Raw genomic sequence first — 2,361 nt, forward strand, 5'->3', positions numbered from 1 at the left:
TCCTCCGGATACGGAGACCTACGTCCCACCAAGACACCCTTCCTCGGACCATCAAGATCCATTGTCAGAGTGTCCACACCACAGGGGTCACCTCAGTTGAGCCCCCGCGAATGGATGTCGGGTCCCTTGTAGCCGGGCAGCAGCTGCAGCACGTCTTCCCGTACGGTCCTGAAAAATCTCTCCAGCGGGCCCTTGTCCCGGCCCGTCCGTAGCCGGGCCGGCTGGATCGACATACCCATCCGGCGGCAGACGCTGGTCAGGTGCGCGGAGAGATAGATCTTGCCGTGGTCGACGATGACCGTCTCCGCCGCCAGCGCGGGGCCGACGGCCCCCGTGACGGGGCCATGGACCGCATCGGCATCCACCAGGACACCTCGGGGGATCCCGTGATCGGGCCAGGCCGCTTCCTTCGGCCAGGTCTCAGGGACGGGCCGGGGCCGGTAGGTCTGGAACAGGACGGCCGCCGCGTCGACGGCCTTGGTCGACACCGGCGTGACGCGGATGCCGGTGATGCAGCGGGTGTACCAGTCCATCGCGACCGTCAGCTCCGCCTGCACCCACTTCAGCGTCACCGGGTCGAAGGCGAAGACATCCAGCCGCGTGGTGTCCATCAGCACGTACTCGCCCGGCCGGGTGGGCCGCAGCTTCCCGTAGACACCGCCGGGACGAGCCGCGATCTCACGGTTGCGTTTCGTACTCAGCCGGAACGTCGGCCGCTGCCGATCGAGCTCGTGCATCCACCGATAGCCCGCCGTCCGCTTCGGCAGCAGCACCACCTCGGGCCCGAAACGCTCCTCCAGCCGGGCCTCCACCCGCTCCAGCACGAGCTTGATCGAGGGCCGGGACTCCTCCTCGTACTCGCCCAGAACCTCTTCGGCCACCTCCACCCAGCGCGGATCGGCATGCGACAGACCGCCCTCCGCCTGGACCTTCTTCGGGACGAGCCCCGCCTCACCGCTCTCAAGAAACGCGCGTGCCCAGCGCTCCACCGACCGCGCGGTCACCCCCAGCTCGGACGCCTTGGCCGCATACCGCTTCCCCAGCGAAAGGCCGGGAGCGTACTCAGGCCGCGGCTCACCGGGCCTGGCCAACTCCTCGGAACCCGAGCGGTAACCCGTCAGGGTCTCCCGGACGTGCTCGGCCCGTTCCAGGACGTCCTTGCGTTCCTCCTTGGTCAGCCGGGCCAGCACCACGGAAACCAGGTCCCCGTCGCCGGCGGCCGGCCCCCGGTCCTCGGGGATCACCTCAGCCCGGTCCGAGGTCAGCAGTTCCCGTACCGACATCCGCACCAGCCGGTCACGGGCGTCCTTGAGGATGACCTCCATGCCCGCGGCCAGGCTCGCGAACTCCACGACCTCGACCGTCTCGCCGTCGAGCCGGAAGCGTGTGCCGACCCCGAGCCGCGTTCCCGCCCCGCTCATGCGGCCCTCCTCAGCACGTGCACCGGGCTGAGCGGCCGGTCCAGCCCGGTCGTCACGTGCCCCGACCACAGCAGGTGCAGCACCGCCGACTTCACCAGCAGCCGGGGCTGGTCGGGCAGCAGCCGGAAAGCCTCGCCCAGTGAGAGTCCCCCCAGCTCACAGGCCCGCAGCCCGTTCAAGAGGTTCGGATCGAACAGCCAGTGTCTGCGGTAGCCGGCGAGGAAGCGGACGTTCTCCAGCTCATGAGGATCCGGTTCACTCCAGACCTCGTAACGCCATCCGCGGGAGGCGACCACGGCACGCGTCCATGCGAACGTGAACGCGACCTTCGGCCGTTCCAGCCGATGCCGCGGCTTGACGTCCACGACCACCGGCCCGTCATCGGTCAGCAGCAGATAGTCCGGGATGTGCCGCCGCAGCCTGCCCTCGACCACGGCCTTGAGCATGAACGGCTGAGCGACGACGTGCCGGACGTCCGGAGCGAAGTCAGCGAACAGCAGCCGGGCCAGCTCCAGCCGCGACTCGTAGATCACGTGGTCGCCTACCGTCGCAGCCCAGTACGTCCCCGAGTAGTGCTGCTGGCCCTTGTACCAGCGGAACGTCCGCCACGGCTGTGCGTGCCGCAGGAGATCGAGCGGCGCGGACGCCCACTCCAGGTCTTCCACCACACACTCGTCGGTCTGCCGGACACTCACCTGTACCGACGTAGCCAGGTCTGTCGTGCTCACCGGGGCCCCTAGGACTTGTCCGGCCGATCATGTTCGGAGCCAGATGGTGAGGGCTGCGGCGGTTGCGGTGCCGAGGTAGACGTAGCGGCGTTTGTCGTAGCGGGTGGCGACCGCCCGGTGAGGTGACCCCTGTGGTGTGGACACTCTGACAATGGATCTTGATGGTCCGAGGAAGGGTGTCTTGGTGGGACGTAGGTCTCCGTATCCGGAGG

The 2,361-nt window shown here is 68.4% G+C and carries 2 protein-coding genes; both read right to left on the bottom strand.

The window, feature by feature from the left end; genetic code table 11:
* Positions 1–92: 92 nt before the first annotated feature.
* On the bottom strand, positions 93–1,421 hold the full coding sequence (locus tag ABT160_RS46790; protein ID WP_351656484.1) for a hypothetical protein: 1,329 nt from the start codon (positions 1,419–1,421) through the stop codon (positions 93–95).
* A complete protein-coding gene (locus ABT160_RS46795) occupies positions 1,418–2,149 on the bottom strand; it encodes a TnsA-like heteromeric transposase endonuclease subunit (RefSeq protein WP_351656486.1) in 732 nt (243 codons plus the stop codon). Before ABT160_RS46795 ends, ABT160_RS46790 begins: the two co-directional genes overlap by 4 nt.
* Positions 2,150–2,361 lie beyond the last annotated feature (212 nt).

Source organism: Streptomyces sp. NPDC001941 (genome assembly GCF_040296945.1).
Classification (GTDB): domain Bacteria; phylum Actinomycetota; class Actinomycetes; order Streptomycetales; family Streptomycetaceae; genus Streptomyces.